This is a genomic window from Herpetosiphon sp., assembly GCF_003512625.1.
Taxonomy (GTDB): Bacteria; Chloroflexota; Chloroflexia; order Chloroflexales; family Herpetosiphonaceae; genus Herpetosiphon; species Herpetosiphon aurantiacus.
Window position 1 is genome coordinate 26349 of sequence record NZ_DOPT01000024.1, and the last position, 26065, is coordinate 52413.

Annotated in this window: 21 protein-coding genes; 10 read left to right on the forward strand and 11 right to left on the reverse strand. The window is 50.7% G+C overall.

Going from position 1 to position 26065, the window contains the following annotated elements; genetic code table 11:
* The 3 genes from DEF47_RS05720 to DEF47_RS05730 form a co-directional block, all read right to left on the reverse strand.
* On the reverse strand, positions 1-197 hold a 197-nt coding region (locus DEF47_RS05720), incomplete at its 3' end, for a hypothetical protein (RefSeq protein WP_287045023.1).
* 42 nt (positions 198-239) lie between these two features.
* On the reverse strand, positions 240-1334 hold the full coding sequence (locus DEF47_RS05725) for a magnesium chelatase ATPase subunit I (RefSeq protein ID WP_012190633.1): 1095 nt from the start codon (positions 1332-1334) through the stop codon (positions 240-242).
* Positions 1335-1619: 285 nt separating this feature from the next.
* Entirely contained in the window at positions 1620-2477 is an 858-nt protein-coding gene (locus DEF47_RS05730) for a DUF1028 domain-containing protein (protein WP_012190634.1), read from the reverse strand.
* Between the two features lie 115 nt (positions 2478-2592).
* Here DEF47_RS05730 and DEF47_RS05735 point away from each other — a divergent pair, with 115 nt between their 5' ends.
* From DEF47_RS05735 to DEF47_RS05745, 3 genes are all read left to right on the forward strand, one after another.
* Entirely contained in the window at positions 2593-3684 is a 1092-nt protein-coding gene (locus tag DEF47_RS05735; protein ID WP_041304589.1) for a methyltransferase, read from the forward strand.
* Positions 3685-3756: 72 nt separating this feature from the next.
* Positions 3757-3915, forward strand: coding sequence for a hypothetical protein (locus DEF47_RS05740; RefSeq protein WP_287045024.1), 159 nt, complete (start codon positions 3757-3759; stop codon positions 3913-3915).
* A complete protein-coding gene (locus tag DEF47_RS05745; protein ID WP_012190636.1) occupies positions 3902-4858 on the forward strand; it encodes an SPFH domain-containing protein in 957 nt (318 codons plus the stop codon). Before DEF47_RS05740 ends, DEF47_RS05745 begins: the two co-directional genes overlap by 14 nt.
* A 56-nt stretch (positions 4859-4914) precedes the next feature.
* Here DEF47_RS05745 and DEF47_RS05750 read toward each other — a convergent pair whose 3' ends face one another.
* Positions 4915-5532, reverse strand: a complete 618-nt coding sequence (locus DEF47_RS05750) for a sulfite oxidase-like oxidoreductase (RefSeq protein ID WP_012190637.1) — start codon at positions 5530-5532, stop codon at positions 4915-4917.
* A 216-nt stretch (positions 5533-5748) separates the two neighbouring features.
* Between DEF47_RS05750 and DEF47_RS05755 the strand changes: the two genes are divergently transcribed.
* Positions 5749-9378, forward strand: coding sequence for a GAF domain-containing protein (locus DEF47_RS05755; RefSeq protein ID WP_041304591.1), 3630 nt, complete (start codon positions 5749-5751; stop codon positions 9376-9378).
* A gap of 72 nt (positions 9379-9450) precedes the next feature.
* Here the strand turns inward: DEF47_RS05755 and secF are convergent, their stop codons facing one another.
* The 3 genes from secF to DEF47_RS05770 all read right to left on the reverse strand — a co-directional run bounded on the left by secF (position 9451) and on the right by DEF47_RS05770 (position 14096).
* Positions 9451-10419, reverse strand: a complete 969-nt coding sequence (secF, locus tag DEF47_RS05760; RefSeq protein WP_012190639.1) for a protein translocase subunit SecF — start codon at positions 10417-10419, stop codon at positions 9451-9453.
* A gap of 42 nt (positions 10420-10461) precedes the next feature.
* Positions 10462-11982, reverse strand: a complete 1521-nt coding sequence (secD, locus tag DEF47_RS05765) for a protein translocase subunit SecD (protein ID WP_287045025.1) — start codon at positions 11980-11982, stop codon at positions 10462-10464.
* A 215-nt stretch (positions 11983-12197) separates the two neighbouring features.
* On the reverse strand, positions 12198-14096 hold the full coding sequence (locus tag DEF47_RS05770; protein ID WP_012190641.1) for a M14 family metallopeptidase: 1899 nt from the start codon (positions 14094-14096) through the stop codon (positions 12198-12200).
* Between the two features lie 574 nt (positions 14097-14670).
* Here DEF47_RS05770 and DEF47_RS05775 point away from each other — a divergent pair.
* The 6 genes from DEF47_RS05775 (at position 14671) to DEF47_RS05800 (ending at position 20672) form a co-directional block, all read left to right on the forward strand.
* The gene (locus DEF47_RS05775; RefSeq protein WP_012190642.1) at positions 14671-14997 is read left to right on the forward strand and encodes an FmdB family zinc ribbon protein; all 327 of its coding nucleotides are present in this window, start codon (positions 14671-14673) and stop codon (positions 14995-14997) included.
* Between the two features lie 82 nt (positions 14998-15079).
* A complete protein-coding gene (gene cysE / locus DEF47_RS05780; protein WP_012190643.1) occupies positions 15080-15841 on the forward strand; it encodes a serine O-acetyltransferase in 762 nt (253 codons plus the stop codon).
* A gap of 25 nt (positions 15842-15866) precedes the next feature.
* On the forward strand, positions 15867-17267 hold the full coding sequence (cysS, locus tag DEF47_RS05785; RefSeq protein WP_012190644.1) for a cysteine--tRNA ligase: 1401 nt from the start codon (positions 15867-15869) through the stop codon (positions 17265-17267).
* Between the two features lie 137 nt (positions 17268-17404).
* Positions 17405-18370, forward strand: a complete 966-nt coding sequence (locus DEF47_RS05790; RefSeq protein WP_012190645.1) for a 50S ribosomal protein L11 methyltransferase — start codon at positions 17405-17407, stop codon at positions 18368-18370.
* Complete coding sequence (locus tag DEF47_RS05795; protein WP_012190646.1) at positions 18370-19113, forward strand: 16S rRNA (uracil(1498)-N(3))-methyltransferase; 744 nt, start codon at positions 18370-18372, stop codon at positions 19111-19113. Before DEF47_RS05790 ends, DEF47_RS05795 begins: the two co-directional genes overlap by 1 nt.
* 140 nt (positions 19114-19253) lie before the next feature.
* On the forward strand, positions 19254-20672 hold the full coding sequence (locus DEF47_RS05800; protein ID WP_012190647.1) for a S41 family peptidase: 1419 nt from the start codon (positions 19254-19256) through the stop codon (positions 20670-20672).
* A 46-nt stretch (positions 20673-20718) separates the two neighbouring features.
* Here the strand turns inward: DEF47_RS05800 and DEF47_RS05805 are convergent, their stop codons facing one another.
* The 4 genes from DEF47_RS05805 to pepF all read right to left on the reverse strand — a co-directional run bounded on the left by DEF47_RS05805 (position 20719) and on the right by pepF (position 25829).
* On the reverse strand, positions 20719-21897 hold the full coding sequence (locus DEF47_RS05805; protein ID WP_012190648.1) for a copper amine oxidase: 1179 nt from the start codon (positions 21895-21897) through the stop codon (positions 20719-20721).
* A gap of 10 nt (positions 21898-21907) precedes the next feature.
* Entirely contained in the window at positions 21908-22672 is a 765-nt protein-coding gene (locus tag DEF47_RS05810; RefSeq protein WP_012190649.1) for a hypothetical protein, read from the reverse strand.
* A 179-nt stretch (positions 22673-22851) separates the two neighbouring features.
* Complete coding sequence (locus DEF47_RS05815) at positions 22852-23955, reverse strand: aminopeptidase (RefSeq protein WP_012190650.1); 1104 nt, start codon at positions 23953-23955, stop codon at positions 22852-22854.
* Positions 23956-24017: 62 nt separating this feature from the next.
* A complete protein-coding gene (gene pepF, locus DEF47_RS05820; RefSeq protein ID WP_012190651.1) occupies positions 24018-25829 on the reverse strand; it encodes an oligoendopeptidase F in 1812 nt (603 codons plus the stop codon).
* Positions 25830-26065 lie beyond the last annotated feature (236 nt).

The window sequence follows — 26065 nt, forward strand, 5'->3', positions numbered from 1 at the left end:
ATAACGGCCTTGCTTGCGCTCAGTTCGAGTGCGGGTGCGGCGACCACCAGCCTTGCGCCGCATTGAATCGGCTTGGGTTTCCAAACGCTTGGGGCGATATTCTTGGGCAATATTAAAGACTTTGCCATCGCCTTTTTCTGCTTGGCTACTGGTTTGGGGTGGCGAGCCTTTCGGTGCCCCAGTCGGTGGTTCTTCATCGCCCGCTTCTTCGCTATCGCTGGACGCTTCCTCCGACGGGGCTAAGCTTTTTTTAGCTCGTCACGCCCCGCTGTCTCTTCGTTGCCGCGTTGGCGCTCTTGAGCCGCCTTATTCAGCACATCGCTGAGTTGCTGCTCATCAAGCCGCACTTCGGCAAACGGTTGGCGACGCATGCGGTGAGGCAAGGCCAATTGAGCTGCGACCCGAATATCTTCGAGCGAAATCGTAGTGCGACCCTCTAAGGCGGCATGAGTTCGCGCCGTTTCGAGAATTGCCAAGTCGGCACGGTGACCATCAACGCCCAATTCGAGCGAGAGCATTGCCACCGCTGACATATCTTGCTCAGAAATTTGTACCTGGGGCAAGAGTTTTTTGGCCGCCGCAATTTCTTCAGTCAAATGATGCTCGTTGCTGCTCCAGCGTTGCACAAATTGCTCAGGATCAGCATCGTATTCCATGCGCCGTTGAATCACATCAACCCGTTCGCGCACATTTTTCAAGCCACCAATTTCAACCACCAAGCCAAAGCGATCAAGCAATTGAGGTCGGAGTTCGCCTTCTTCGGGGTTCATGGTGCCAACCAAAATAAAGCGAGCTGGGTGTGAAATCGAAATGCCCTCGCGTTCGACCGTGTTGATGCCCATTGCCGCAGCATCGAGCAAAATATCAACCAAGTGATCATCCAAAAGATTCACTTCATCGACATATAGCAAGCCACGATTAACTTGAGCTAATAGGCCAGGCTCGAAACGGCGTTGACCTTCGACCAAAGCATGTTCGAGGTCAAGCGAGCCAACCAAACGATCTTCCGAGGCACTGACAGGTAATTCGACCAAACGGGTTGTCCGTTGTTGCAACGGTAAATCTTCGCCAGCTTGCAAACGACCGCGACATGAACCACACATACGATCAAGCTGATCTGGCGGGCAGCTATAGGGGCAATCGGCTACCACCGTGATTAATGGCAGCAAATGTGCCAACGCCCGTACAGCCGTCGATTTAGCAGTGCCTTTTTCGCCACGAATGAGCACACCGCCGATTCGAGGATTGACCGCATTAAGCACCAGTGCTTGCTTCAAGCGAGGCTGACCAACAAGCGCACTAAATGGGTAGGTTGGTCGAATATATGGTTGCATAGTCGTCTTTCGTTACCACAAGCGGTTACACAAAAATAAGCCCGCATCACAGGGCTGCCAATTGGAGGATTCCAAATAGTGAGGGAATGTGTTTACGCTTTTGAGGCAGAGGATGAATCCCGTCAATGTTCACGATCCCAACGCATGTCCCTACTGTCTGGCCCTTCCAGACACCGCACGCGCCATTATCGCACACACCTGAGCCTGAGTCAACTAGCTCAAGGCCGTTTTTAGGGCCAATTTGGCGCTTTTTTTAACCAATTTTGGCCCCAAGTGTTTATTCAATCAGCGCACAAAGTGTTGGCGCAAATAATTCAAGACCTGTTGATCGATGTGGGTTTCACTGACCAAGCGTTCTTCGAGGTTTTCAACCCCGCCATAAGCCTGCAACGCGGAATGGGTCGCAGCATCATAAACGCCTGAAAGCTCACCCTGATAATAGCCAACCTGCTGCAACATCGTCTGGATTTCGAGCGCAATCGCCTGATCGATCGGCAGTAAATCTTCGGGTTTGGGTGGTGTGAGATAGAAACGATGCAGTTGGAGCAACCGTTGCAATTCTGGTACAGGATTGTGATGATCATCGACCCGCAGATCGATATAGCGATCAAGCACGCCACCATAGGCTCCACCTTTACGCGCCACATACAGCGCTGCTGATTGCCGCCCCCGCTGATCGCCGCCCGCTAAATCGCCAGCCAGCAAGGCCGCTAGCAAACGTTCAGCCAACTCGCCTTGGGTTTGTTCGAAGGTTGTTGCCATGGCTTCAACTACATCGGCTCCGGTTAAAATGTTGCCTTGGGCGGCATAACCAGCGCCAGTGCGACCACCCGCCCAGCTATGGCAAGCGTTGCCCGTCCAGGTTGCGGCGTTACCTTGGGCATCGACCACCCCAACTTGGCGTTGCTCACGGCCCTCATCAGCAGCCAATAATTGATCAAGCGTGGCCTGAGCTGAGGTTCCTTGAGCCAACAACGCCAAGCCATCGGGGCCAAAGCTTATATTGGCATACGATTGGGTGGCAATCGCGCCTGCTCCCGCCTGCGCCCACGAAACCACCGAGCCAACCGCCAAAAATTTAGAAGCGACCGCCACACCCAAATCACCAGTCGTCGGATCGTAGCCTATAATCGAAAATGTCATGCTAGCCTTCCTCAAAACGATCAATAGCGCAACCAGCCAATCGCGATTAAAATGATGCAGCTATTCTACCAAAAGCAGGTGGGCTACCACTGTATTATTTAAGGATGTAATGCGTATGAATGCATGGTTGTTGCCAGTACCCTTTGATACCGAACGTGACGATTGGGGCGCAACTTTATTGGCTGAATGGGGAGCCAGCGTGGTTACGCCAGGCCAGCAAGCCTTGGTGATCGGCGCAGGCACTGGCCGGATTGGCTTGGCATTGGCGCGAGCAGGCGCACATGTCAGTTTTGCTGATGATTCAATTGTGGCCTTGGCCGCTGCCCGCCAGAGCTTTGCCCAAGCCAAGTTGCCAGCCCAATTTTTTAGCACCACCGACTTAACCCCAAGCAAACCGTTTGACCTGGTGTTGATTAACATTTTGTGGTGGAGCGATAACCAGCGTGGCGCAGAACTGATTAATTTGGCAGCGCAACACACCAATGCTGGCGGGATTGTGGCGATTGGCGGTGGTAAACAAGCTGGATTAAGTGGAGCAACCACGTTGCTCGAACAGATTGTCGGGCCAAGCGTCAAAACGCTCTATAAAAAAGGTCATCATGTGGTAATGGCATTTCGGCCTTTACACTGGCAAGCTCAGCCAAGCCAAACAACCCAGCATCAGCTCAGTCATGGCGACCATGCATTAACTATCGAGGCAACTGCTGGCGTATTTGCTCAAGGCCAACTTGATCCAGCCAGTGCTATGTTATTGGATGCAGTGCACATTCAAGCCAACCAGCGCGTGCTTGATCTTGGCTGTGGCGCTGGAATTTTGGGCATGTTTTTGCAACAGCGCGAATCCACTCTTGCTTTAACCTACATCGATAGTACCATGGTAGCAATTGAAGCCACTAAACGAAACTTACAAACCAACCAATTAACTGGCCGAGTGCTGGCATCTGATGGAATTCAAGCCGTCAATGGCGAGCAATTTGATCTGGTCGTGTCGAATCCACCATTTCATGTTGGTCGAGTTCAAAGCCCACAACTGGCCGAAAATCTCTTAAAGCAGGCTGTCCAAGTGTTGGCTCCCAATGGCCAATTGGTGATTGTTGCCAATCGCTTTTTGCGCTATGAACCATTGCTAGAAACTGTTTTGAGTAATGTGCATGAGCTAGCAGGCGATCAACGTTATAAAGTTTTGGTTGGTACAAAAGCAAATTAGCTCATTAATGCAACCTAGGTTTAGTAATTGCGTATTCCATGCTGTGAGTATTTGTGCTCACAGGAGGCTGTTATGAGTATGACGCTGGGCGAGATCGCTATCGCAATCGTAGTGCTCGTCTTATGCTATCGCCTAGGCCTCGAACTTGCGCCGATGATTATGGATTGGTGGCGTGGGTTCCGGTCTGTTAGCCCTGATGATGATGAAAGGAATGACCATGAGCAACGCTAGCCGTCGCCCGTCGGGCCGTCGCATTGGCAGCATTGCCATTGCAATTGTTATTGCAGTCATAGGCTTGGTGCTGTTAACCGCATCGTGGAAAACCATTCCACCAGGCTATGTCGGGATTGCCTTCAATAAGGCTAACAATAATGTCACAACGGCAATTGATCCTGGTTGGACGTTAATCAACCCATTTACCACTGCTATCCAGCAATATCCAGTGACCATCCAGACCTATATCATGGTCCAAAGCGATAACGAGGGTCAAACTGCTGGCGATGATTCGATCAAAATTCAATCGAGTGAGGCTCAACAACTTAATCTTGATGTGGCAGTGCAATATCGAGTGAAAAAAGAAGAAGCTGCGGTGCTCTACACCGATTGGGGTGGCCAAAGCCTTGATGTGATCGAACTGCAAGTTGTGCGTCAACAAACCCGTTCAATCTTAACTACTTTGGCTGGCCGCTATTCCTGGGAAGATATCAGCGGTGAGAAACGGGCTGAATTAGCTGACAAAGTTAAAGAACAATTGACAACCGAATTTGAACGTCGGCACTTGATTTTGGAAGATTTTGTGATTCGCGAAGTGCACTTGCCCGATAATTTGAAGCAAGCCTTGGAGAACAAAATTACCGCCCAACAAGCAGCTGAACGCCAAAAATACGAGCTTGAACAGGCCCAAATCAAAGCCGAACAAGATAAGGTTGAAGCCCAAGGTCGCGCCGAAGCTCAACGCGCTACTGCTAAAGGTGATGCTGACTCGATTTTGATTCGTGCCGAAGCTCAAGCTGATGCCAACCGCCTGCTGGCCGAAAGCGTCACCGAGGTCTTGATTCGCTATCAAATGGCGCTGCGCTGGGATGGCAAGCTGCCAGTGTTTAGCGGCGGCGGAGCAACACCCTTGGTTGATGTTAGTGAATTGATCAATTCAACCCAACCAATTAGCCGCTAAAATTAACCAATAAAGAACGCTGGTTATAGCTTAACCAGCGTTCTTTGCGTTTAAACCTATTCAGCGTGACGTTCTTCTTGCCATGGGTCGGCGTTGTTGTGGTAGCCGTAACGCTCCCAGAAGCCCAAGCGATCGGCGCTCATAAATTCGATGCCACGCAGCCATTTGGCGCTCTTCCAAAAGTATTTTTTGGGCACAAACAAACGTAACGGAAAGCCATGATCAGGCGCTAGCTCCTCGCCCTCGTACAAATAGGCTAGCAACACATCATCATCAAACATAATTTCTAGGGGCATGTTGGCGGTGTAGCCGCCCTCAGAGTGGGCCAGCACAAATTGGGCACTGGGTTTGAGCGCTGGAATATGGGTGAGAAAATCACGAAAGCGCACGCCCGTCCAGGTTGTGGCGAGTTTGCTCCAACGCGTGACGCAGTGAATATCGATATTTTCAATGGTGACGGTTGGCAAAGCGCGAAATTCGTTGTATGAAAAGGTTTTTTGGGCTTCAATTTCGCCAAAAACCCGTAAATCCCAGGTTTGCTCAAGCTCTTTGTAGATCGGAGTCTCGCCATAGTGCAAGACTGGAAATTTCTGGGTAACGTACTGGCCAGGTGGAACGCGTTCTTCCATTCCTTCAGGGGTTGCATCAAACTTTCTTTTGAATGCATCAAACATGAATTGACTCCTTCTTGCACAATATAATTATTGTAGCACTGCTTATGCCAGCAACCAAGCTTTCGGTTTACAATTCAAGCATTCGTGCAATTTGTGTAATTCGTGGCTAGAACCCTCGCGGTTTCTCAATCACTAGGCCAGCAACCAAGCCACGAGCTTTGTCAAAACCCCTAAGGTTTGGTAAGATAGGCCAGTCACATGTGAGGCGTGATGTGTATGCAATCCCAAAAACAGGCATTTGAAGATTCCTCAGCCCACTTTTTGCGCGAGTGGCTCCCACGTTTGGCAACCGCCACGAGCATTAATGGCTTGCACACAAATTTAAGCGCCGCCCTTCGCCAATTTCGCCATAATCCCCACTACCATTTGATTTGGCTTGATCTGGCCGAAACTCAGCCCGAAATTCCTTTAGAATTAATGCTCTCCAGCAACCAACAGGAGCAGCTTGAGCAAGGTGCAATTTTAACCATCACCACCGCTGATGCCACGCAATGGACGATGCTGCCCCTGTTGCACATTACTTTGCGCGGTTGGTTGGCCTTGCCTGAAGCAACCCAAAATGATCAATTGCTCTTGCCCTTAGCGCTGCAAACTGCCGCCAGCATGTGTACGATCACCAACAATCAACAATTGGTGGCCGAACTGCGCGAGCTGACCCAATTTAATTTGATCAGCCAACGCCTGAATAGTTCGCTCGAGCTTGGGCCGTTGATCGAGGCGGTGTATCGCGGCATCCAACAGATGTTTGGTCCGCAAAATCTGTTTGTCTCGTTGTATGATCCTGAGTCGCAGCTGTTTCAAGTGGCAGCGCATTTTTACGCCGATGGCCGCAGCACGACCCCCAATTCGCAATGGACAGTTGCCCATGGCTTAACTGGGGTGATTATTCGGCGCAACGAGCCAATTATCACCGATCGCTATCTCGAAACTTGTGCCCAATATCATGTTACGCCATTGTTTATTGATGATGATATTCCGCCGCTGTTTTGGGCAGGTGTGCCGCTACGCTTCGGCGAACGGGTGCTTGGCACGTTAGTGATCTACACGCTTGAGCCAGAGGTACGCTACAACGCCGACACGTTACGCAAATTGGAGATGTTGGCTCATCGTGCGGCTGATAATTTTGAGCAGGCACGGCTCTACGAACGCACCACACGCCAAGCTCGCCAACTTGAATTATTAAACGAACTTGGCCGCACCATCACTTCAACCCTCGATTTTGAGGCCGTGCCATCGTTGATCATGGGGCGGGTGCAAGAGCTTTTAAATGTTGAAGAGGGTTCGTTGTTGTTGCTCGACGAAGCCACCAACGAATTAGTCTTTCGTTATAGTCTGAGTCCAGTTGGCCAGCAACTTTTGGGCAATCGTATCCCGTCTAATGTGGGGATTGCTGGCTTGGTGTTACGTACAGGCGAATCATTGATCGCCAATCGTGCTGGCGATCATCCGGCGTTTTATACGGGCATTGATATGTTGGTGGGCCATGAAACCCGCGATCTGCTGTGTGTGCCGTTGCTTGGCGCTGGCGGAGTCAAAGGGGTGATCGAAATTCTCAATCATCGCAATGGCTTGCCATTTACTGCCGCCGACCGCGCCTTGCTCGAAGCAGTGGCCGATCAAGCAGTAATTGCGATTGAAAACTCTAATCTCTACACCCAAACCGACCAAGCCCTGACTCGCCGAATCAGCGAACTCGACCAGCGTAACAAGCAATTTCAAGAGATTGTGCAAATTGGCAATGCGCTCAAAGCTGCTTCAAACCTTGGGTCGGTCTTGCCAGCCTTAGCCGAGGCTGTGCAAAGTGCTACGGGCTTCAACCAAGTGACGATTAGCCTCGTTCAAACTACGCCAGGCCATAAAGCAATTATCAAACGGGTCGTCAGCGCAGGTATCGATCGCCAAATTTTCGAGGCCCAAGCTAGCATTACGATTGAGCCTGAGCGCGTCGAGGCTTTGCTCAAACCGCAATATCGCCGGGGTGAATCGACCTACTATATCGATCATCGGCGCAATGGTGATGCGCGTTTATGGCCTGATCCCTCAAATGGAGTCGATGTGCCAGAGCTACGGACTGGCATGTGGCATCCCAACGATAGCTTGTTTGCGGTGTTACGCAGCACCAGCGGCGATCTTTTAGGTCTTTTGACGGTCTATGCACCAAAAAATGGCCTTCAGCCAACCACTGATCAAATTCAAATGCTGGAGATTTTCGCCACGCAATTGGCAGTTGCGCTCGAAAACAATCGGCTCTACGAACGCCAACGCCAAACCGTCGAAGGCTTGACTGCCTTGAGTGCGCTTGGCATGGCGATCAACAGCACCTTCAGCAATGCGCAATCAATTTGGCAATTTACAGTTGGCGGGATGGTCGATTGGACTGGCGCACTCGGCGCTGGGGTATTACTCAGCGATCCCAATGATCCCACGACATTGCAACCAATTGTCGGCTTGGGAATTGAGCACACACCTGACGAGGCGATTATTCAATTTGCCCATAAAGTGCTGGAGCGTGATAAGCCCTTGTTGCTTGGCGATCGCAGCAAATTGCCGAGTGTCTTACGCGATTTAGGTGGTCAAGCCTTGGTGATGTTACCGTTGCTAGCAACCCACCAAACCTTGGGCGTGATCTACTTGTGGTATCCCGAAACCTTGCCCAACCGCGAAGCCCAAGATTTGCTCTCGCTGTTTGTGGGCCAAGCCGCTGTGGCGGTCGAAACTCGGCGTTTGGCCGAAGAAGTGAGCAATGGCCGCGATCGCTTAGCCTCGATTTTGGCTTCAACCGAAGAAGGCATTATTTTGCTGAGCGCCGATTTGCGGGTGGTCGAGGTCAATGCCGCCGCTCAAACCATGATCGGCAGCAACGAAGTCGCCGAATTGTTGGGAGAGCCAGTCGATTTGCTGCTTACCCATTGGTGCGCCCAGTGGAATAAATCTGAGGAAGCTTGGAGCGAACTAACGCTGGCGATCTACAAAGTTAGTCGCGGGCGTTTGGCTGAGGCGCGGGGCCAGTTAGAATTGGGCGGTTTGCGCAGCCAATGGCTCGAATGGACAACTCTGCCAGTTCAAAGCGCGGCGAACCAAAGCCCTCACCCGATTATTATTGTGCTACGCGATATTACCACCGAGATCGAGGCCGAAAATCTGCGCCACGACCTGACCTATATGATGATTCATGATTTGCGTGGGCCACTGAGTTCGGTGATGACCTCGTTGGATATGCTGGCCAAAAAGATGGTTGGCGACCTCAGCGAAGGCCAAGATAAAATTGTCAAAATCGCTTTGCGCAGTAGTGCTCGTCTGCTCGATATGGTTAATTTGCTGATGGATATTAGCAAACTTGAAGCAGGCCAGATGCCAATCACACCAATTACGGTGGCGGTTGATGATGTGGTGCGTTCGGTGATGCAAAATTATGAGCCATTGCTCAACGAGCGCAAAGTCCATGTAGCGCTGAATATTGCTGAAAATACCCCTAAAGCCTCGGTTGATATCCAAACCCTAGAGCGGGTCGTGCAAAACTTGCTGGATAACGCGATTAAGTTCAGCCCAGCCTTATCAACAATCACGATTAGCGCCAACAAAGTTCAAGCCAATCAACTACCAAGCGATCACCCAACTGGTCAATGGATTTTGTTGGGCGTGCGTGATGCTGGGCCTGGCATTCCAGCCCAATATCGCGAACGGGTCTTTGAAAAGTTTGCCCAAGTCAAACAAACTGGGATCAAAGGCACTGGGCTAGGCTTGACCTACTGTCGCTTGGCGGTCGAAACCCACGGCGGGCGCATTTGGGTTGCCAATGACGATGGCCCTGGGGCGCTCTTCCTGCTGACTATTCCGATAGCCTAACATCATATAACAGAAAACCCCGCTCGTAGCAACGAGCGGGGCATTTTTGGATCTGCGATGGGCAGGATCAATTTAGGCAGCGGTGGCTGGCTTAACCTTATCTTTGCCACGACCAAACCAGTTGCGCCATTCGCGGTTTTCCCACACCACCAACAATTGGGCAGCGTTGAAAATTGACGAATAGGTACCGCTGATCAAACCAAGCAACAGAATCAAAACAAACGAGCGAATGCTTTCGCCACCAAACAACAACAAGGCGGTCAAGGTAAAGAACGAGGTAAATTGGGTGTTGATCGAACGCGTCAAGGTTTGAACGATCGAGCGGTTGACCACCCGTTCGTAATCGTCGCTTGAGCGGCGCACGTTTTCGCGCACGCGGTCGAACACCACAATCGTATCGTGGACCGAGAAGCTAATCACGGTCAAGACGGCGGTCATAAACAGCGCATCAACTTCAAGGCCAATTAACCAGCCGAGAATTGAAGCCATCCCGATCACCACCAACACGTCGTGCAACATCGCGATGATTGCACACACGCCGTAGCGAATGGGGTTGGGAGTGCCACGGAAGGCCGCCCATAAATAGCCCATGATCGCCAATGAGGCAATAAAGACAGCTACGATCGCATTGCGAATTGAGCGCCCACGCACGGTTTCACCGACGGTTTGCACTGTTTCGATCCGCGTATCAGCACCAAACTTGCTGGTCAAGCCAGTTTCTACTGCTTTACGCTCAGCCGAATCGCTTTGCACCGACTTTGAGCGCACAAAGGCGATCACAAATTGTTGATTGTTGGTCGTACCTTGTGATAGCTGAGTCCGTGCACCTTCGATGCCGCTTTCAGCAAACACCGCATTGACATCATTTTCTAAGCCATCGCGGGTTTCGCTAATGCTTGGGATATGAATTTCCCAGCGAGCGCCACCCGAGAAGTCCACCCCAAGGTTCAAACCAAATACCAGCATGCTAATCAAGCCTGGAATAATTGTCAGGATTGAAATTGCAAACCATAAATAGCGCCGACGCACTAAATCTAACATAGCCCAATCCTTTATCGATGGTATAGTTGAAAATCAACTAAATTAAGCTTGCTCTGACGATAAGGCTGCCACTTCAGCAGCATCTTCTTCGGGGTTAACCCCAAACCAACGTGGATTCGAAACCCCAAGATCAATCGTCAAGCGCAACAACATGCGCGAAACGGTGATTGCGGTAAACAAGCTGACGATAATCCCCAAGGCCAAAGTCAATGCAAAGCCTTGGATGATACTTACGCCAAGCCCATTACCCAAGACATACAAGATAAAGCTTGTAATCAAGGTTGAAGCGTTGGAGTCGCGGATTGATGGCCATGCATGGTTGAAGCCATCTTCGACTGCCCGTTCCAATGAGCGGCCACGGTGCAATTCTTCTTTGATCCGCGCGAAAATCAACACGTTCGCGTCAACGGCCAAACCAATCGACAAAATAAAGCCTGCGATCCCTGGCAAGGTCAATGTGACCGGAACCAAGTTGTAAATCGCAAATGAGAGGATGGTATAAACGATTAAGGCAATGTCGGCTAACAAGCCAGGCAAGCGATAGTACATCAACATAAACAGCATAACCGCAATCAAGCCAATTGCGCCAGCAATTTTGCTTGCGTCAATTGAGTCGTTGCCAAGGGTTGCGCTGATGCTGCGGTTACTATCTTCGATCAAGGTTACTGGCAAAGCGCCATATTTGAGCTGGTTTTGCAGTGCTTGCGCTTGTGAATTTTGCTCAGCAACCGTCGTGCCAGTCGAACCCATCGTAATGATCCCTTCGCCAGGCAAAGAGCCATTAATTTGAGGGCTTGAAATCACGCGGTTATCAACCACAATCGACATAGGCCGGCCAATGTTTTGGCTGGTAAAGCTAGCGATTTGGGTGGCCGAATCTGAGTTGGTTTGGAAGCGGAAGAACACTGCTGGACGGCCAGCTTGATCAGTTGTCAAGGCAACTTGGCTGGTGTCGAGATCGCTACCACGAGCAATTGTGGTATATGGCGATTCACAAGGCCGCTCAGTAGTAGTGGTTGGAGTGGTTGTGGTCAAATTATTGGTTGACGACAACGGGTTGGTGTTACTCAAGCTGTCGGTGGTGGTTACGCCAGTTGTGCCAGTGACGCTGCTTGGCAACTGCACCGTGATTGGGTAACGTGGCGTAGCGGTGGTACAAACTTCGGTGCCATCGGGCAAATACTGACCTTGAGGATCAATAAATTCGAGGTTACCAGCGCCTTTGAGCGCTTCCGAAGCTGCCGCAGGATCTTTGACCCCTGGCAATTCGACCACAATACTATCGCTGTTGACAACTTGGACAACCGATTCGCTTACGCCCAAGCCATTGACACGACGCTCGATCACACCAGCGGCATTTTCGAGTTTGGCGGCCAAATCGGCTTCGTTGGGATCGGCGGGACGTAAAAAGATTTGCGAGCCGCCTTGTAGGTCGAGACCTAAGTGGGTTGAAACATCGCGACCAGTCAGGCTTTGGAACGACTTAGGAAAGAATACAATCCAAGTCGCTAAAGCAACTGCCACAATCGTCACGACGAGGGCACTAATTACTTGCTTACGCACGACGAACGCTGCCTCCGTGTTTGGTGAAGGATGGGCGTGGCGAGGAATACAGCCCACCCAGAGATACCTAAAGAAACTCCCATCGCAACAGCGCATTATAGGCGCGATACCCACTCGCGTCAAACGCCCTTCCACATTATGACGAGTTAAATAGACCCCGCCTGTGTGGTTTAGGCACAGGCGGGGCTAGCTGGAAATTGCGCTGGGCTAGAGCTTTAGCGTTGGGTCACGCTAACATTATCCACAGCAGCTTCTACCAAGCTAGCAGTGCTGGCATCGGAAGCTTCAATCAAGATTCGCACCGATTGACCAGCGTAGCTGTTTAAGCTAACAGTAGCGGCTGTCCAGGCGGCATCAACATCGGTTGCGCTGCCCAATTTTTCAAAGACTTTGACCGTGCCAGAGCTGGTGACGAGCGACACGCGGAAGTAATCGGCGCTGCTGGCATTCGAGCCATGAGCCAAGTAGTAGCTGAAACTCAAGCTCAAATTACCAGAACTTGGCAAGGTGAAGGCTGGCGAACGGACTGACGATGAGCCACCATCAAGGTCGTAGGCTCCAGCTGAACTGCCAGCCAAACGGCCCGTTACAAGGTCGTTGCTGCCGCTGACAGTTGTGCCAAGCTGCTTGGCTCCGCTGCTATCGGTTGCTTCAGGGTCGCCCCGTTCCCATGCGCCGGTGGTTGCGCTATCAGTCGCATTGGGATTGGTTGTCCAGCCTTGATTGGCTTCAAAATCGTCGCTAAATACGGTGACGACTGGGTTTGGTGTAGCGGTTGGGCCTGGGGTTGCGGTTGGCCCAGGTGTCGCGGTTGGGGTTGGCGTGCCACCGCCGCTACAATATTGAGCTTCTTTGCCAATCACGCGATAGGGACAATCGGTTTGTTCCAACAAATACAAGACCGATTCACGGTTACGGGTGGTTTCACGGCTAATCACTTCGTCAGGTGGGTAGAAACCTGGACTCGAAGAGCGAGGATACATTTCAAAGGTATAGGCAAAGATTCGATGCACCCCATACGCCCAATCTTCATAGGTGCCATCAGCAACATACAAATCGCTGGATTGTTGTGGTGTATAGCCATTGCTCGATGCCATAGTGCGGCCAAGCGCGGCCATTGCATCATAATCGTCGCGTACCATATCGCTCGGATAGGCATCGTAGGTGTAGCCATATGGCCATAACACCAGTTCGCTATAGGTATGGAATGAAATCGAGGTTTTGATTTGTTGTTTACCGCCAACTACCCGACTAGCGACGAAATTACGAATCGCTTGGGTTTCGGGAGCGGTAAAGGCTGCCGTGCCCCGATAGGTATCGCTCGAGGTTGAGCCACTTGAGCCACCACAGCAGCCCCATTTGTAGCTATAGTTGCGGTTAAGGTCGATGCCAACGTAGGAAGAGCCACTGTTGGGTTGGCGATTTTTGCGCCAGCTGCGATAGCTGCCAGTTGCTACGTCGTATTCGCTGCCATCAGGGTTCAAGCTGAAAACGATGTAGATTTCGCGGCTATTGACAATGTTGGTAATCCGATTGTCAATGCCATAGTTATCGACCAGCAAATGTAACAGATACAGGGTCATTTCGACGGTCAGGTGTTCGCGGGCATGGTGCTGGCCGATGAACAAGGCTTCTGGCTCGTTCTCATCGGTTGCGACATTATCGCTAATTTTAACCGCAATCAAATCGCGATTTTCATACGAGCGGCCAATGCTAAAGCGGCTCACAATGCTCGGCTTGCTGGCAACAACTGCCGCAATATTGCTGGTCATCTCAGCATAATTATGGTAGGCCGAATCTGCGCCTGGAAAATCGGTCAGTTCAGGTAGCTCGACCAATTTAAAGCCTAAGCGCTCAATCGCCGCAGCTTCTTCGGCATTGGCGGTAATATCCAACACCTTGCCATGAACTGCATCAATTGAAGCACCAGTTGCGGCAATTGCATTGCGATCTTCGCGCGTGGTTACGCCTTCAAGATGATAGGCCCGCGCCTGATCAAGCGGCTCCGTTTGCTGAACTGGCTGCCGTGTTTGCCCCAAAGCACTCAACGGAGCCATCAGCCCTGCGGCTAATGCGAGTGAACCAACCAACCGAACGATGCGTGACGGCTTCATGAACCCTCCTGTAGAGATAGGGATTGCACCAACCACACGAACAACCTTGTTCGCTCGATAGTGTCCAAATGCCACTAATTCGACACAGATGGTGTTGTCACTTGCTAGTGGTGTCGTTTGATGGTTTGGGGTGGATAGCGAATATATTAAATGATCTTAATACAATTGTCAAAAAAATATTAATAGATAAAGAGAACAAAGGGCATAGAACATAGAACATTAGGAGTTGGAGATCGATATTAATTAACGCAGAGGCGCAGAGCGTTGAGAAGGATGAATTATGAATTATGAGGGATGAATTGTGAGAGGATAGGGATCAGGGGTTAGATAATCAAGCAAATCTGAGCAATCTGTGGCTAAACATACCCTTCGCGATCTCCGCAGTTCCCATCCTTCGTGCCATTCATGGATCAACACCGATCCCTAGCGCCTGATCCCCGACCCCTATGTTCTATGTTCTTTGCTCTTTATTCTTCGTCTGGTTGATCAGCAACCATAATTACGGTAAAATGAGCCAGAGTGCCTTTTGGGGCTTTATTCCGTTAAACTTTCATCCTGTCGGAGGTATGGTACCGTGCCAACCTATGTATATGCGTGCCAAGCATGTGGCGCACAATTCGAGCAATTTCAACGCTTCTCTGACGAGCCGCTGACCATCTGTCCGCGCTGTCAAGGCACGATCAAGCGTGTGTTTCAACCGGTTGGCGTGGTATTCAAGGGTAGTGGATGGTATATTAATGATAGTCGTTCAGGCAATAACAATAGCGCTAGCAGCAAATCAAGCACTCCAGCACCAGGTAGCAGCGATGCTAGCAGTGCCGCGCCTGCTGCTACTAGCGAAAGCAAGCCTGAAGCACCCAAAGCCGAAGCCAGCAAATCAGAATCATCGGCTGCGGCCTAAAGCGACATTCAAGAACCCAAGGTACTTGGCTTAAGGCTAATGGCCTTGGGCTTTCTTTTTGTCTGCGAAAGGATGGATCAGTATGCGGCATTGGTGGCGTTTGGTTCGTGAAGATATTCGGACAATTTTACACAATGATCCTGCTGCTCGTTCAATTTTTGAGGTGTTGCTCTACCCGGGCTTTCAAGCAGTACAAATCCATCGACTGACCCACTGGCTTTGGGGTCTGAACTTGCCGTTTATCCCGCGCTTGCTCTCGCAAATTACGCGCTTTTTCACAGGCATTGAAATTCACCCAGGGGCCACGATCGGGCAGCGCCTGTTTATCGACCATGGTATGGGCATCGTGGTTGGCGAAACCGCGATTATCGGCGATGATGTGGTGATGTATCAAGGTGTGACCCTCGGTGGAACGGGCAAGGAAACTGGCAAGCGCCACCCAACCATCGGCAATAATGTGGTGATTGGGGTTGGAGCCAAGGTGCTCGGGGCAATTACAATCGGCGATGGCGCTCGGATCGGCGGCGGCGCGGTGGTGGTTAAGCCTGTGCCCGCCCATTCGACGGCGATTGGCGTGCCTGCGCGGGTCGTCGCCACCCGTGATCCGCAAACCGGCCAAACCAACCGCGTCGAAATGTTGCCCGACCCAGAGGGCGCGATGTTGCGCTCCTTGCACGAATCAGTTCAACATTTAAATCAACGGGTGATCGAGCTTGAAAGCGCCATGGGCAGCCAAGCTTATCATATTGCCGCGCTCAGCGCCCAACGCACCAACGGCGATGATCCCTTCGATTGCCTTGATGATTTGCAAAGTTACGAGATGCACTACGCTGACGGTATTTAATTTTTTGTGTTGAGGAGCCACATCTATGGCATTAGCAATTTACAACACGCTTACCCGCCAGACCGAGCCGTTTACACCGTTGGTTGCTGACCATGTGTCGATGTATGTCTGTGGGCCGACGGTGTATTCTGATGCCCATATTGGTCATGCCATGTCAGCGGTGGTGTTCGATGTGGTGCGGCGCTATTTGGAATGGTCGGGCTATACGGTGCGCCATGTGATGAATTTTACCGATGTTGATGATAAAATTATTCGCCGCGCCAACGAGCAAGGCCGTGATCCCATGGAATTGGCCGAGAGCTATACCTTGGCCTTTCTTGATCAATTGGGCCAATTGAATGTGCTGCCCGCTACGGCCTACCCCCGCGTTTCAACCACGATTCCGCAAATTATTCAATTTATCGAAGGCTTGATTGCCAAAGATGCGGCATACCACGCCAGCAATGGCGATGTCTATTTTCGGGTACGAGCCGACGAAGATTATGGCAAACTTTCGCGCCGCGCTGTCGATGATATGCGCTCTGGTGCGCGAATTGCTCCCGATGAAGCCAAAGATGACCCGTTAGATTTTGCGCTGTGGAAATCGGCCAAACCAGGCGAGCCAGCTTGGGAAAGCCCATGGGGTCAAGGCCGACCTGGTTGGCATATCGAATGCTCGGCCATGAGTTTGCACGAATTAGCTGAGCAAATTGATATTCATGGTGGTGGAAACGACTTGATCTTCCCCCACCACGAAAATGAAATTGCCCAAACCGAATCATTAACTGGCAAAAATTTCGCCCAAGTCTGGATGCACAATGGCATGCTGCAATTGGCTGGCGAGAAAATGAGCAAATCGCTGGGCAATTTGATCACGATTGATCAATTTTTAAGCGAACACTCCGCCGATATTATGCGCTTGCTGGTGCTTTCTGGCTCGTATCGTGCACCATTGGTTTATAATGATGAGGTTTTGGCTGATACCCAACGCAAACTTGAGCGAATTATGTCGGCGTTGAAACCAGCCCATGGCACGGCAACCAACGGCCCAGTCGTTGAGACGCTAAATGCAATTGTTGCCAAAGCCCCAGCCGATTTCCGTGCCGCGATGGACAGCGATTTCAATAGTGCAGCAGCCTTGGCGGTCTTGTTTGATTTGGTGCGTTCGATCAACGCTGCCCGTGATGCAGGCGTTGGTGGCGAGCCATTCGCAGCAGGTCAAGCCCGTTTACGTGAATTAGCTGCGGTGCTCGGCTTACGCTTAGAAGCGCCCAGCGCCAGCAAAACCGATGCTGCACCTTTTATCGAATTGTTGATTGAGCTACGCGCCGAGTTGCGCAAAGCTAAACAATGGGCACTCTCCGATTTAGTACGCAACCGCCTGAGCGAGCTTGATGTACAACTCGAAGATAGTCCCAACGGCACAACCTGGACGACGAAAGGCTAAAACCAAAAGGCAGAAGGCAAAAGTCAGAAATCAAAACAGAGCATACTCTGAACTTTCAACTTCTGCCTTTTGACTTTTGATTTCTGACTTTTGACAAAGGTTTTGCCTTTTGACCTTTGCCTTGAATAGGGGTTTTTATGCAGTGGCTCGAACTGAGCGTGACCGTCGATACCGAAGCGGTCGAAAGTGTGTCGGAATTATTTGCCCAATATGGCTATAACGGTGGTGTGGCCGTCGAAGAGGCGATCATTCCATCACTCGACTCACCTGAATATCAAATTGATACCAATAAACCAGTGATTGTGCGCACTTACCTGCTGGCCAACGAGCAAGCCGCCGATGCCCAAACCCAGATCGAGCGCGGTTTGTGGGTGCTGGGAATGATGCGTCCAGTCGGCGATTTGCAGGTTAAAACCATCGCTGAGGAAGATTGGGCCAATGCTTGGAAGGAGCATTATCGCACCCGTCGCATCGGCCAACGCTTCGTGATTGTGCCCTCGTGGCTGGAATACGAGCCAGCCGAAAACGATGTTGTGCTCAATCTCGACCCAGGTATGGCCTTTGGCACTGGCTTGCACCCCACCACCCAGCTCTGCCTTGAGTTGATGGAATTGATCGAATTTAACAACACAACGGTGCTTGACCTTGGCTGTGGCTCAGGGATTTTGGCGGTTGGCGCTGCTAAACTTGGCTCACAACGTGTTTTGGCTTTAGATACCGACCCAATCGCGGTTGAAGCGACTGCTGAAAATGCTCGTATCAATCATGCCGAAACCTTGGTAACTGCCTTGGAAGGTAGCTTGGGCGATGCACCCTTGGAGCATTGGCTCGGCTGGGAAGGCGCACAACTCGGCACGCCGCAAAGTTATCGCCACCACAACGAGTTCGATGTGATTTTGGCCAATATTTTGGCCAAAGTGCATGTGGTGTTGGGCAATGATTACCTTGCGGCGCTCAAACCAGGCGGCGTACTGATTACTTCAGGCATTATCAACGAGCGCGAAGCTGATGTAGTAGCCGCGTTTGACGCAGTTGGCTTAGAGCAAGTTGAACGGCGTACCCAAGGCGATTGGGTCGCTTTTACCCATCGCAAACCTGTCTAATGAAAAATACCTATCGTTTTTTTGTGCCCGCCGAGGCGATTCAGGGCGAAACGTTGGCAGTGGCCGAGCGCGAATTGCTGCACCAATGGAACAACGTGCTGCGTTTGCGCGTTGGTCAGCATATTGCCTTGCTCGATGGCCTTGGTATGGGCTATATTGCTGAATTGACTAGCCTGAACAAGCGTGAAGCGCAAGGTCGGATTTTGCAACGCTACGCAGCGAACGGCGAGCCAAGCATCAATGTGACGCTTTATTTAGCGCTGACCCGTGGCGAGCGTTTTGAAATTGCCTTGCAAAAATGCACCGAATTGGGAGCGACCGCCTTTGTGCCCTTGCTGTGTGAGCGTTCGCAAGCCGATGTTTCGGCCACCAAACGCGAACGCTGGCAACGGATTATTCGCGAGGCGGCTGAACAAGCAGGCCGTGGGCGTTTGCCAAGCTTACACGAAGCCCAAACTGTGGCCCAAGCCTTGCCTCAAGCCCGTGGCCATTTGCTGTTAGCTGAAACTGGTCAGACCTTATCGTTTAAGGCAGCTTTGGCGTTAGAACCACGTCAAGAACTAGCAATTTGGAGCGGGCCTGAGGGTGGTTGGAGCGACAACGAGCTTGAGGCAGCTCGCCAAGCAGGCCTCGTCAGCGTTAGTTTAGGCTCGCGCATTTTACGCGCCGAGACGGCTCCGATTGCCGCCTTGGCCGCAGTGATGTTTCAATTTGATCAGTGGTTTAGCCCAAATTCGTGCTAGCATGAACCATAGCCTGAGCGGCAACGCGGCCCACCCATTCGATTGCTAATGCCAACCTAACCTACAACTCGGTGCTTAAGTTGTACACTGCTATACAGGCTGGATTAGCCTAGGTTAAATTGCATGAAACGAGGTTTTCTATGAGCGAATTCCAGCCCACCTCGGGCGGTAGCTCAACATCATCAGCAAAGCTATGGGTGGTGTTGAGTGGGATTGTTGGAGTCTTGTTGGTGGTCGCGATTGCCCTTGGGGCTGGCTATTATTGGGGTAGCTCATCGAAAGAGCAGACGATGACGGCGGCGAATCAAGCTTTAGCCACCGAAACCGCCCAAATTATGCAAGCAACCCAACAGGCGCTGCCCCCAGCCAATGCCGATGAAAACTTTCAAACCTTTTGGGAAGTTTGGAATCTGGTCAACAAAGAGTTTTATCACACCGAGCCAATCGACGAAAAACAAATGATGTATGGCGCAATTCGCGGCATGCTCCAATCGCTTGGCGATGATTTTACTGGGTTCCAAGAACCCGAAGCCGCCGAACGCTCGCGCGAGGATATGCGCGGCAATTTCGAGGGCATCGGAGCCTATGTCGAGTATAAAGATGGCCAGATCCTAATTGTTTCGCCAATTGAGGGTTCGCCTGCTGAAAAAGCCAATGTGCGAGCTGGCGATATTGTGGTCGCGGTCGATGGCAAGCAAATTAGTGAAGTCATCGAGAATCTTGAACGCGATCAAGCGCTTGCAGAAGCCATTAAGCTGATTCGTGGCCCCAAAGGTTCGCAAGTCGTGATTACGGTCTATCGTACCAGCGAAGAAAAGCAAATCGATATTACGATTATACGCGATACGATTCCGTTGATCAGCGTGCGCTCAAGCATGATTGGCGATATTGGCTACATTCAATTGAGCGAATTCAAGCAAACATCCTACGATGAATTAGACCAAGCAATTGCCAAACTCAAAACCAATAACCCTAAGGCAATTATTTTTGATTTGCGTAACAATCCAGGCGGTTATGTCAATCAAGCTCAAAATGTACTTGGACGCTTTACCAAAGATGGGGTAACCCACTATCAAGAAAATAGCGATGGTACGCAAAAGGAATATCGAACTTTGCAGCAAGGCGATGCCCAAGAATTATTTGATCTCCCAGTTGTGGTCTTGGTAAATGGTGGCTCAGCCAGCGCCTCGGAAATCGTCTCTGGTGCGATGCAAGATACCAAACGCGCAACCCTGATTGGGGAAAAGACCTTTGGCAAGGGTTCGGTCCAAAGTGTGCATACCCTGTCGGATAAATCGGAAGCGCGGATTACGATTGCCCATTGGCTTACTCCCAACAAACGGGCAATTCATACGCTGGGGATTACCCCCGATTATGTTGTGCCGTTCTCGGATGATGCAACCCAATATCCAATTGAATGTATTTTGAATCGCACACCTGCCGATGGGGCAACCAGTTGTGCTGATTCACAATTGTTCTGGGCGCTAAAGTTCTTGAACGAACAACAAACCCCACCGCCACCGCCAACCCCAACGATTACACCAACCCCTGGCAAATAGCCATAAAAACGCCCGCTCAAGTAAGTTTGAGCGGGCGTTTGTTGTTTTAGCGTTGTTGGCTGGCGTATAAGTCGCGTGGTACCATTTGGAAGCTGCTCCAGTGTGATGACATTAACGGGTCATCTTCGTCGCGCGGTAAGTGATGGAAGGTGATTCCAAACCAAACGATCGGGTCAGTTAGGGTTTGGTTATTGACAAAACCACTGACATCATCGGCACAACCACTGCCATCGTTGTGCGAAACCCAACGTTCACAAGGGTTATTTTCGGTCACATACACATCGTTATTCGTCCATGGCTCGAAGGTTGGCCCACGAAATACATGATCTGAATTGCCGATCAACTCATAGGAGATCGCATGACCGTCGCTGTTGGTAACCGTTTTGTTCTTAACCCGCCATGAGCGGAAGGTTTCTGGGCTGAATTTAACTGCGGTTTCGGCGGTGTAATCTTGCAATTGAAGATTACGCTGAGCAGCACCGCTCGAATCGAATTCGATTTGCTCCACTACGTTATTGGTATTGCCACCGAGGGCAAAATCGATTCGCCAGTAGTAATTGTGAATGTGCGATGTGCCATATTGGCAGCTGCTTGCATCGATTTTCCAGCCATATTTGGCGACATTGGTACATTTTTGTAATTTACCAGTCGCGCCGATGCCTGGCTCAATCGTGGCATCGTCGTGAAAAATCCATTGGCTGACGTAGTTATATGCACCAATATGCGAAACCGAGCGTAATACCAAGGCCGAGCCTTGTTTGACTTGGGCATAGTATTTGTAGGCGTAACCAGTTGGTACAACCGTCATACACAGCACATTCCGACTGTTGTTTTGAATCAAGGTACCATCGGGGCAATCTGCTGCCACCATATTATTGAGATGGCCACCACCCAAGCCATAATCCGAGAGATCATGGAAACGGGCAGTGTTATCGTCGTAGGGTACGTGAATTTGGGCCAAATTGATTTGATTGATTACTGAGATTTGGCTACCACCTGGTGGTGTATAGCGGATGCCGCGCAACACGATGCCTTCGCTGCTACGTTCTTCCCAACATAATGTCCAATTAGCGCCATTTGCCAAGGTTTTATTAATCACGAAACTGCCGCCTGAGCAGCGGTCGCGGGTCTGGGCATTGGCTTCTTGCTGAGTCTGGGTGCTAAACAAACTGACCGCAATTAATAGCATCCCGAGCAGCATGCCCCAACGTGCTGAAAGCTTCATCACCAAACTCCTAACGATTTAAACTGACCACAAGGCCATTCGAGAGATCGACAATCGGGGTGCTATTGACCGCCCATTCATTATCGGCGCTGAGCAACAATTGCACACAACGATTTTGTTGGCAACTTCGCAGCACTGCGGCGTTATCAATTTGGGGTTCGGCGATATAGACAAAACCAGCAGCATGAAGTTGGCTGGCTTTGGTCAAGCTCTTTTTCGTCAAGGCTTGGTATTCACCGCGCAGTTGTGGGCCAAATGCTGGATGATCAAGCACTAATTGTAAAGCGCGAGCAGTTTCACGATCGGTTGGGTGGGGTTGGCTGCCACGGGCTTGCTCCAAGGCATCAACTTTGCCTGTGCTGAGATTGACTAACACAGCGACCAAGCTATTTTTGGCATAATCGAAAATCAGTACATCGGCACGACGTTGCCATGAACCTTTATCATACACCGCTTGGATTTCTTCGTGGCGCTCGGTTTTGACGAACTCCAATTGGGCATCAGCAGGTACGGCCTTGTTTTCAACAACTTTGCCGCGTTTGGCTTGCCATTCAGCTTGGGCTAGCTTTTGGGCTTGTTCGATTTCGGCTAACGACAGTGGATCATAGCCAGCCCGATTGCTCTGGTTGGCAATTTCGACCTTACCAGTGGTGATGTTCGGGGCGGCGGTGGCCTGCGGATCACGCCGCAGATAGACGATCAGCAGGGCGATCAACGCGCCGCATGTCAGCCATGCAACGTTTTTGAGCACTGCCCGTGAGCGAGATACGACCATCGGACTCTCCTTACAGCAGAAATGGTTCAATAATCAAGCAGCCGCATTTGCGATGGGTGTTGGGCCAGAAACCAACATAACCCAAAACTTGCGTCACTGCCTGAACGATAGCCTAAAGGGTATGAACAGTGCTGTTCATACCCTCGAACATGCTTTAGTTGGGAGGAAAAAGGGAAAGTTTAGACCACGAATGTGCCATTTTTTTGGAACAATTGACCATCGACATACACTTCGCTGTTTTGACGTAAATCGCAAACCATGTCCCAGTGGATTGCCGATTGATTCAAACCGCCAGTTTCAGGGTAGGAAGCGCCGACTGCCATATGGATTGTACCACCCATTTTCTCATCGAATAAGATGTTACGGGTGTAATTTTTGATGTTGGGGTTGGTGCCAAAGGCAAATTCGCCCAAAATCCGTGCGCCAGCATCAACATTCAACATTTGCTCAAGGAAATCTTGGCCACTCTTAGCGGTTGCCTTGACAACTTTACCAGCTTCGAAGGTTAATTGCACGTCTTCGACTTCGCGTCCATTATAGATCGCTGGGAACGAAAAGCGTACAACACCATTGACGTTAGTTTCTTCGGGGCCAGTAAAGAACTCGCCATCAGGGAAGTTGGCATCGCCTGCACAGTTGACAAAGCTGCGCCCAGCAATCCCAACCCGAATATCGGTGCCTTCACCTAGGATATGCACTTCGCGCTTATTTTGCAAGTAATTGATCAAATGTGCTTGCATATCGTGAAGTTCTTGCCATTTGGCGATTGGGTCGGCTTCGTTCAAAAAGCACACGCCATACACAAAATCCTCAAAATCAGGCAAGCTCATATTGGCATCTTGAGCCAAGCCCTCGGTTGGAAAGAGCGTGACACACCAGCGAAAATCGCCAGCATGGGTGCGTGACATCAACGTGCCCATCAATTCGCGGCGTGATTTTTGAAACACCGATTGGCGCTCAGGGTCAACCTGCGAGAGTTCGCGGGTGTTGCTTTGAGCATCGATCCGAATCCGCACATCAGCAGTTTCAATCCCCAAACGATCGTAGGGCGAGATCCACTGCAATTGCTTATCGTTGCCATGATTGAGCAAAATTCGCGAAAGCCCAGGCATAACCGTATGGGCAACTGGATGCCCGCCAGCCAGCAAAATTTCGCGATACATTGCTTGAACTAAGGGCGCAGCAGCAGGCTCACTCTGCAAAACCACCAATTCGCCCTCTTTGATTTTCATCGAATAATTGACCAACGTATGAGCCATTTTGAGAACCCGTGGATCGGCCATGCCAACTCCTTACACAACACAAGCACTCGCCCTTCACAACGAAGGGCGAGCATGAAAGGCGATTAGGCGGTTAATTCATCGAGTTTGGTCACCAAATCGCCAAAGCGATTCATGGCTCGATGAATTGGGTCGGGGGTGGTCATATCGACCCCAGCACCCTTGAGTAGATCGATTGATGATTTGGAATTACCACCTCGCAAGAAGTTGACGTAGTTTTCAGCAGCACCAGCGCCTTCGGTCAAAATCTTATCGGCCAAGGCCAAGGCAGCTGAAATGCCAGTGGAATATTGATAGACATAGAACGAGCGGTAGAAGTGAGGAATCCGTGCCCATTCAATATCCAATTCTTCATCGATGACCAATTCGGGGCCATAGTATTGCTCGATCAAGCGGCGATACAAGGCACTGAGGTTATCGGCAGTTAGCGCTTCACCTTGCTCGACCATGCGATGGGTTTCGCGCTCGAACTCGGCAAACAAGGTTTGACGCAACAACGTGCCGCGAATATCATCAATTTGCTGGGTGACCAATTGCAAGCGCAAGGCTGGGTCATCGCTGGTTTTGAGCATATATTCGGCCAGCAAAGCTTCGTTTAAAGTTGAAGCGACTTCGGCCACAAACAAGGTGTAATGGCCATAGGTATAGGGTTGATATTTACGGGTCATCAACGAGTGCATCGAGTGACCAAGCTCATGGGCCAGGGTAAAGAGACTATTCAAGTTATTTTTGTAGTTCATCAAAATAAAGGGCTGTGAGGTGTAACAACCCCATGAATAGGCTCCTGAGCGTTTATTTTTATTTTCGTAGCGGTCAACCCAGCGCGATTCCAGCCCATGACCGAGGTTGGAGCTATATTCAGCGCCAAGTGGCTCCAAGGCGCTCAAAATCAACGAAGCACCTTGTTCAAAGTCGATTTTGGTTGGGGCTGCGCCGTTTAATGGCACAAACCAATCGTAGGCATGCAGGCTATCAACCCCCAAAATGCGCTTGCGCACTGCGCCATAACGATGCAATTTGGGCAAGTGCTCGTGCACCGTGCTGATCAAATTATCGTAGACGCTCATAGGAATTTCTTTGGGTTTTAGGCTGGCATCTAAGGCTGAATCGTAGCCCCGCGCTTTGGCATAAAAAATATTACTGCGCACATTGGTCGCATAATTGGCCGCCAACATATTACGAAATTGGCGATAGGTGCGGTGAATGCTCATAAAAGTATCGCGGCGAATGCGTTGGTTGGGGTTTTCCAGCAACACTGCGTAGCGGCCCATCGTCACTTCGAGCGGCTTGCCCTGTTCATCTTCAATCGGCGGGAATTTGAGGTCAGCATCGCTAAACATGTTGAAGGTGGTTTGAGCGCCACGGCTAATCTCGCCAGTTTGGGCCAATAATTCTTCAACTTCGCCAGAGCGGGTGTGTTGGCGCAAACGAATTTGCTCTTCTAAGGCGCGGCGATAAAGTTCGAGGGCGGGCAAACTGCTCACATAGCCCAAAATTTGCTCATCGGAAAGGGCTAAAAGCTCTGGCTCAATCCAAGAGGTAGCGGCGCTTGCCTTAATCGAGAGGGCGGTGGCCCGTTCTTCGAGGGCTTGGTAATGTTGGTTGGCCGTATCTTCATCGGCTCGTAAACTGGCATAGACATAAATTTGTTCGAGCACCATGCCAAGGGCTTCTTGGGCTTGAAACACTGCCAACAACGCCTCAGGACCATTGGCGAGCGTGCCTTGCAAATTGGTCAAGGCTGGCAGCAAATCGCTGCTAATTCGTTCAACATCAGCCTCCCAAGCCGCTTGGTCTGCATAGAGACTACTAATATCCCAAGTGTCTTCGGCGCTTACTTCCTCGCGGGTTGGTACCTGTTCTTCAACCATGGTCATGAGGGGTTCTCCAGTTTCATGTCAATGCTTCAGTACTGCACCATTGCAACACTGCTCCAGCAGGCGTAATTATCAATGGATATAGTATGCTGATTTTAGCATAAACTCGATGATTTGTACTACCCGACTTTTGACTGAACTGCTGTTAATTTGCTACAAATCTGCTACTACGGGCCAGCCGCATCATTATAAAGTATAGCAAGATCGTTGAATTACCCAAAAACGCCGATGTACTA

Bases quoted from the DNA above. Each gene is read 5' to 3' on its own strand.
- DEF47_RS05770 (WP_012190641.1), bottom strand. From the start codon at position 14,096: ATGAAGCCGTCACGCATCGTTCGGTTGGTTGGTTCACTCGCATTAGCC.
- DEF47_RS05790 (WP_012190645.1), top strand. From the start codon at position 17,405: ATGCAGTGGCTCGAACTGAGCGTGACCGTCGATACCGAAGCGGTCGAA.
- DEF47_RS05750 (WP_012190637.1), bottom strand. From the start codon at position 5,532: ATGTTTGATGCATTCAAAAGAAAGTTTGATGCAACCCCTGAAGGAATG.
- DEF47_RS05745 (WP_012190636.1), top strand. From the start codon at position 3,902: ATGAGCAACGCTAGCCGTCGCCCGTCGGGCCGTCGCATTGGCAGCATT.
- cysS (WP_012190644.1), top strand. From the start codon at position 15,867: ATGGCATTAGCAATTTACAACACGCTTACCCGCCAGACCGAGCCGTTT.
- DEF47_RS05805 (WP_012190648.1), bottom strand. From the start codon at position 21,897: ATGAAGCTTTCAGCACGTTGGGGCATGCTGCTCGGGATGCTATTAATT.
- DEF47_RS05725 (WP_012190633.1), bottom strand. From the start codon at position 1,334: ATGCAACCATATATTCGACCAACCTACCCATTTAGTGCGCTTGTTGGT.
- DEF47_RS05815 (WP_012190650.1), bottom strand. From the start codon at position 23,955: ATGGCCGATCCACGGGTTCTCAAAATGGCTCATACGTTGGTCAATTAT.
- DEF47_RS05735 (WP_041304589.1), top strand. From the start codon at position 2,593: ATGAATGCATGGTTGTTGCCAGTACCCTTTGATACCGAACGTGACGAT.
- pepF (WP_012190651.1), bottom strand. From the start codon at position 25,829: ATGACCATGGTTGAAGAACAGGTACCAACCCGCGAGGAAGTAAGCGCC.
- DEF47_RS05730 (WP_012190634.1), bottom strand. From the start codon at position 2,477: ATGACATTTTCGATTATAGGCTACGATCCGACGACTGGTGATTTGGGT.
- DEF47_RS05755 (WP_041304591.1), top strand. From the start codon at position 5,749: ATGCAATCCCAAAAACAGGCATTTGAAGATTCCTCAGCCCACTTTTTG.
- DEF47_RS05810 (WP_012190649.1), bottom strand. From the start codon at position 22,672: ATGGTCGTATCTCGCTCACGGGCAGTGCTCAAAAACGTTGCATGGCTG.
- DEF47_RS05740 (WP_287045024.1), top strand. From the start codon at position 3,757: ATGAGTATGACGCTGGGCGAGATCGCTATCGCAATCGTAGTGCTCGTC.
- secF (WP_012190639.1), bottom strand. From the start codon at position 10,419: ATGTTAGATTTAGTGCGTCGGCGCTATTTATGGTTTGCAATTTCAATC.
- DEF47_RS05795 (WP_012190646.1), top strand. From the start codon at position 18,370: ATGAAAAATACCTATCGTTTTTTTGTGCCCGCCGAGGCGATTCAGGGC.
- cysE (WP_012190643.1), top strand. From the start codon at position 15,080: ATGCGGCATTGGTGGCGTTTGGTTCGTGAAGATATTCGGACAATTTTA.
- DEF47_RS05800 (WP_012190647.1), top strand. From the start codon at position 19,254: ATGAGCGAATTCCAGCCCACCTCGGGCGGTAGCTCAACATCATCAGCA.